This is a genomic window from Actinomadura roseirufa (assembly GCF_900659635.1).
GTDB classification, from domain to species: domain Bacteria; phylum Actinomycetota; class Actinomycetes; order Streptosporangiales; family Streptosporangiaceae; genus Spirillospora; species Spirillospora roseirufa.
In genome coordinates, this window is sequence record NZ_CAACVB010000378.1 from 1 (window position 1) to 5,872 (window position 5,872).

Below are 5,872 nucleotides of genomic sequence, written 5' to 3' on the forward strand. Positions count from 1 at the left end.
CGCGGCCTGCCGCTCCCGGCGGAGCCGGCGCTGGACGGCGCGGGCCCGCTCCTCGCGCTCGCGGCGGGCACCGCGTTCGAGCGCGTCGGCGCGGCCCGTGATGGCCTGCACCCGCTCCTCGGCGGTGCGCACCGACAGCCGCGCCTCCATCTCCGCCGAGCGCAGCTCCTGGCAGCGGGCGCTCAGCTCGTCGCGGGCCTCGGTGTCGTGCCCGGCCTCGTCGGCGACCTCGGCGGCCTCCTCCGACTCGGCGAGCCGCCCGGCCAGCTCCTCGGCGGCCGCGGTGTCGCGCTCCAGCGACTCGTGCGCCGCGTCCAGCGCTTTGGCCAGCCGCTCGGCCTCGCCGCGGGCGGCGCGGACGTCGGCCTCCAGCCGGGCCGCCCGCTTGACCTCCTGCGCGGCCTGCGCCTCGTGTTCGCGCAAGCGCGCGCGGACACGGTCAAGCTCGCCTTGGGCCTGGTTCACTCCGGACTGCGCCTGGTTGACCGCCGCTTGCGCGCCGTCCAGCGCGGCCTGGGCGGACTGCTCGGACTCCATCGCCACGGTCAGGTCGTCGGCCGACCCCTCCGCGGCGGTCTCGGCCGCCGCGAGGTCCTCGGTGGCCTGGTCGAGCGTGCCGCGCATCTGCAGCGGGCCCTGGCCGCCGCCCGCGCCGCCCTGGGCCCAGTGCGCGCCCACCAGCTCGCCGTCACGGGTCACGGCGCGCAGGGACGGCTCCCGGCGGACGAGCGCGACGGCGGCGGGCACGTCGTCCACCACCGCGACGTCGCGCAGCAGGTGCGCCAGCGCGGAGCGCACCGGCTCCGGGACGGTCACCGCGTCGATCGCGTAGTCGACCCCGGCGGCCCGGCCGGGCGGATCCGCCGGGCCCCCGCCGACCAGCAGCCCGGCCCGCCCGGCGTCGCGGTCGCGCAGCAGCGCGAGCGCGGTCTCGGCGGTACCGAGCGACCCCACGGCGATGCCCTCGGCGGCGTCGCCGAGCGCGGCGGCGACCGCCGTCTCGTAGCCCGGACGGACGGTCAGCAGCGACGCGACGGTACCGAGCACGCCGTCGAGCGACCCGCCGGCGGCCGCGGACAGCAGCGCCTCGCCGCCGTCGGCGGCACTGGCCAGGGTGAGGTTCAGGGCCTCGATGCGGGCCTGGAGGGCGGTGACCCGCTTCTGCGCGGCCTGGTCGGCGGACCGGGCGGCGCCGACGGCGGTCCGCGCCTGCGCCAGGGCGCGGCGCGGTCCGTCCACGGCGGCGCGGGCCTGTTCCGCCGCGTCCTTGGCGGTGGCGAGGGCCTCCTGCGCGGCCTCGTGGTCGGCGGCGAGCGCCGGGTCGGCCACCACCTCGGCCTCGAACGCCTCGAACTCGCGCTGGGCGGTCTCGGCGCGCCGCGCGGCCTCGTCCCGCGCGGCGTCCAGCCGCCCGATCTCCGCCTGGCCCGCCTGCGCGCGGCTGCGCAGCGCCTCGACCCGTCCGCGCATCCGGGCCAGCTCCTCGCGGCGGTCGGCGGCGGCTCGCGCGGCGGCCCGCAGACGGTGCTCCTCGGCGGCGAGGGCCTCCTCGGCGTCCGCCCGCGCGCCGACGGCGGCGGCCAGCCCGTCCTGCGCCTCCTCCAGCGCGGCGCGGAGCATCTCCTCCTGCTCGCGGATCTCGGCGGCCTCGCGCTCCATGTCCTCGGGGTCGCGGCCGCGCCGGCGCTCCTCCAGCGCCGCCGCCTCCAGGTCCTCGGCGGCGTTGCGGTGCCGCTCGGCGGCCAGGTCGGCGACGCCGCGCAGCCGCTCCTTCAGGGCCGACAGCTGGAACCAGGTGTCCTGCACGCGGGCGAGCCGCGGCGCCTGCTCGGCCTCCTCGGCCTCCAGCACGGCCTCGCGCTCCTGCGCCCCGGCCAGGGCCCGCTCGGTCTCGGCGCGCCGCGCGCGGACGGCGGCCTCGTCGGCGGCCTCCTGCTCCAGCCGCGTCCGCAGCGTGACCAGGTCGTCGGCGAGCAGCCGCAGCCGCGCGTCGCGCAGGTCGGCCTGGATCACCGCCGCGCGGCGGGCGATCTCGGCCTGCCGGCCGAGGGGCTTGAGCTGACGGCGCAGCTCGCCGGTGAGATCTTGGACACGCGTCAGGTTGCCCTGCATCGCGTCCAGCTTGCGCAGCGCCTTCTCCTTGCGCTTGCGGTGCTTGAGAACGCCCGCGGCCTCCTCGATCACGGCGCGGCGCCCCTCGGGGCCGGAGTGCAGGACCCGGTCGAGCTGCCCCTGGCCGATGATCACGTGCATCTCACGGCCGATGCCCGAGTCCGACAGCAGCTCCTGGATGTCCAGCAGCCGGCACGCGTCACCGTTGATCGCGTACTCGCTGGACCCGGACCGGAACATCAGCCGGCTGATCGTGACCTCGGAGTAGTCGATCGGCAGCGCGCCGTCGGAGTTGTCGATCGTCAGCACGACCTCGGCGCGGCCGAGCGGCGCCCGGCTCGCGGTGCCGGCGAAGATGACGTCCTCCATCTTGCCGCCGCGCAGCGACTTGGCGCCCTGTTCCCCCATCACCCAGGCGAGCGCGTCGACGACGTTGGACTTGCCCGACCCGTTCGGCCCGACGACGGCCGTGATGCCCGGCTCGAACCGCAGCGTGGTGGACGAGGCGAAGGACTTGAAGCCGCGCAGGGTCAGGTTCTTCAGGTACACGCGCTCGCCGTCCCTCCTCCGGGTCTGGCACCGGGGCCGTGGCGCCCGGCGGCGGGGACGCCCGGTCCCCGCGTTCGAGGGCCCTTCCCCCCGTCGGGGCCCGGCTCGCGCCCGGCGCGGCGGCCGGGGAGCCCGTCGAACGATACCGGCAGGGACGGCCGGGGACGGGTAACCTCGCGACCGTTCGCCGCCAATGTGCCGTGATCCGCCCCGGCGCGGAGGTCCCGTGAGCGGCCGCGGGACGACCGGAACTCGGTGACGCGCCGTAGCGCGCCGGGAACGGGCCGGTGCCCCCGGACGAGCCGGACGTCCTAAATAGCGCCGTTCGTCACAATGGTCGGGATTCTCGGACAGACCGAAATTCGACGCGGTCTTGACCGAAGAATGACCCGCACCGGAGTCCGTCCCGGAGTGGCGGGCCGGACGCGCACGCCGCGCCGATTTCTCGCGGTCACGGACAGTGCCCGGGTACGGCTTGGGAACCGCCGGCCGGGCCGGGCCGCGAACGGCCGGGGCGCGGGGATGGCGGGCAAACAGAAGGGACGCCTGTCAGGGCGTCCCTGTCCACTTTCGGGATGGCGGCACTGACTCAGGTCAGCGCCGGTTCACGGTCCTTCACCGCGAGCGACATCACGTCGTCGTCCGTCGCCGTCGCCAACGCGTCGTTCTCCGCCTGAAGCCGTACGAGCTCGGCTTCCAGATCACGTACGCGCTGCTGAAGGCGCCGCATCTCCGCGACCATCCGGGGGTCGGGACCGCCGACGTGGCCGAGTAGAGCCTTCGCCATGACTAAGGGTCCTCCACGCTGAGTAACCAGCAGGGATCGCGCACGAGAAGCAACTGAAGTCGGTGCGCGTATCGTCTAGAGTCGCACCGGCCGGTGTCCTGGTCAAGACGCACATCACGGGCCGGTAACAACCTGTCTCCACTAGTTTAGCAGGTACGAACCGGAATTCCCTACTCGATCACCGTTCCCGGAAGCCGGCGGCCTCACCACGCGGCTCACTCCAGCGCTCGGTGACCCCCGAGACGCTCCCGGGGCGGGCCGGCGGACGGACGAGCGGGGACGCCTCTCCACCGGCCGCCGGAGCGGCCTCTGCGCCGGCCCCTGACCCGGCCTCGGCGCCGCCGCCTCCGGCCAGCAGTTCCAGCAGCCGCCGGCACCCGCCGCGCGGTCCCTCCGCCACCACCTCCACGCGCCCGTCGCGCAGGTTCGTGGCGCTGCCCGCGAGGCCGAGCTCGAGCGCCCTGGCGCGCACCCACCAGCGGAAACCGACGCCCTGGACGCGCCCGCGCACCCAGGCCGTCAGCCGTACCGTCTCGTCGTCGTCGCCGTCCATCTCATCCCTTTCGTCCCCGGTCTGGGGAGTCTCCGCCCTAGTACCGTGCCCGGCGGGGCCGCGGCTGGCACGTGGGACAGCTGAACGACGAACGGTTCATGAACTCGTCCCGGCGGATCGGCGTGCCACAGCGACGGCACGGCCCGTCCCGCCGGCCGTAGGCGTCCAGCGACCGGTCGAAGTAGCCGCTCTCGCCGTTGACGTTGACGTACAGGCTGTCGAAGGAGGTCCCGCCGACGGCCAGGGCGGCGCCCATGACCTCTCGTGCGGCCGTGAGGACCCGAGCGGCCTCGGCGCGGGTCAGGGTCTCGGTGGGCCTCGCCCAGTGCAGCTGGGCCCGCCACAGCGCCTCGTCGGCGTAGATGTTGCCGACGCCGCTGATCAGCGACTGGTCCAGCAGGGCCCGCTTGAGGCCCGTCCGGCGGCGCCGCAGCGCGCGGAAGAACGCCTCGGCGTCGAAGGCGTCCTCCAGCGGGTCGGCGGCGATGTGCGCGATCGGCTCCGGGACGAGGCCCGTGCCGCCCACGACGTCCGGGACGAGGTCGGCGACCATCAGGTGCCCGAACGTCCGCTGGTCGACGAAGCGCAGGTCGAGGCCGCCGTCGGTGAAGCCGATCCGGACCCGCAGGTGCTTCTCGCGGTCCCGGGCGGGGTCGCCGACCAGCAGCTGGCCGCTCATGCCGAGGTGGGCCAGCAGCGCCTCGCCCGGCGCCCTGTCCGTCCCGGGGCCCTCCGCGGGATCGCGCAGCGGCACCCACAGGTACTTTCCGCGGCGGCGCGGCGCGAGCGCGGCGCGGCCCGCGAGCCGGCCGGCGAAGTCGGCCGGGCCCGCGGCGTGGCGGCGGACCGACCGGGGGTGCAGGACCTCCGCCGCGGTGATCGTCCGGCCGGCCGTCCATCGTTCCAGGCCGCGCCGGACGACCTCGACCTCGGGAAGCTCAGGCACCGGCGAGCCCGGCGGAACGGGGCCCGCCGGCCTGGCCGGCGTGACCGGTCTCGTCCGGTGGCACGCTCCCACGCGGCGCCTCCGGCTCGTCCGGGGACATCGGGCGGCCGCCCGCCCCGGCCGCGGCGGCGTCCACCTCGGCCTGCCGCCGCACGACCAGCTCGCGGATCGCGTTCCAGGCGGCCTCGGCGGCGTGCTGCTCGGCCTCCTTCTTGCTGCGGCCCTCCCCGGCGCCGTAGGTCGTGCCGCCGACCCGCACCGAGGCGCGGAAGGTCTTCTGGTGGTCGGGGCCGCTCTCGGCGACGTGGTACTCGGGGACGCCGAGCTCCTCCACGGCGGTGAGCTCCTGCAGCGAGGTCTTCCAGTCCAGCCCGGCGCCCAGGCCCGCCGACCGGGTGATGAGCCCGTCGAAGAGCCGGTGCACGAGCGCGGACGCCTCGTCCAGGCCGCGGTCGAGGTAGACGGCGCCGATCAGCGCCTCCAGCGTGTCGGCCAGGATGGACGCCTTGTCGCGCCCCCCGGTGCCCTCCTCACCGCGGCCGAGCCGGATGTGGGCGCCGACGCCGAGGGCGCGGGCGACGCCCGCGAGGGCCCGCATGTTGACCACCGCCGCGCGCAGCTTGGCCAGCTGCCCCTCGGGCAGGTCGGGGTGGCCCCGGAACAGGGTGTCGGTGACGACGAGCCCGAGCACCGAGTCGCCGAGGAACTCCAGGCGCTCGTTGGTGGGCAGGCCGCCGTTCTCGTAGGCGTACGAACGGTGCGTCAGCGCGCGTTCGAGCAGCTCGCCGGTGACCTCGACGCCCAGGGCGCCGGTCAGTTCGGCGCGGTCCGGCGCCGGGTCGCTCTTCTTGCCGCTCACGGGCCCTCCTCGCAGGCCGGGCGGCCGCGCGCCGTCGCGCGGTCGCCGCTGGGGCGCGCCGCGGCC

General features: G+C 76.1%; 5 protein-coding genes. All 5 read right to left on the reverse strand.

From position 1 onward, the window contains the following. Positions 1-2,661 (reverse strand): chromosome segregation protein SMC (smc, locus tag E1291_RS38260; RefSeq protein WP_131742935.1); only part of this gene is annotated, 2,661 nt, incomplete at its 3' end. A 589-nt stretch (positions 2,662-3,250) separates the two neighbouring features. Then, the gene (locus E1291_RS38265; RefSeq protein WP_021598747.1) at positions 3,251-3,448 is read right to left on the reverse strand and encodes a hypothetical protein; all 198 of its coding nucleotides are present in this window, start codon (positions 3,446-3,448) and stop codon (positions 3,251-3,253) included. A 178-nt stretch (positions 3,449-3,626) separates the two neighbouring features. Beyond that, on the reverse strand, positions 3,627-4,001 hold the full coding sequence (locus tag E1291_RS38270; RefSeq protein ID WP_131742936.1) for an acylphosphatase: 375 nt from the start codon (positions 3,999-4,001) through the stop codon (positions 3,627-3,629). Between the two features lie 37 nt (positions 4,002-4,038). Beyond that, positions 4,039-4,947 (reverse strand): bifunctional DNA-formamidopyrimidine glycosylase/DNA-(apurinic or apyrimidinic site) lyase, encoded by a 909-nt coding sequence (gene mutM / locus E1291_RS38275; RefSeq protein WP_131742937.1) that lies wholly within the window; start codon positions 4,945-4,947, stop codon positions 4,039-4,041. Then, positions 4,940-5,806 (reverse strand): ribonuclease III, encoded by an 867-nt coding sequence (rnc, locus tag E1291_RS38280; RefSeq protein ID WP_242614638.1) that lies wholly within the window; start codon positions 5,804-5,806, stop codon positions 4,940-4,942. Before rnc ends, mutM begins: the two co-directional genes overlap by 8 nt. Between the last annotated feature and the right edge of the window lie 66 nt (positions 5,807-5,872).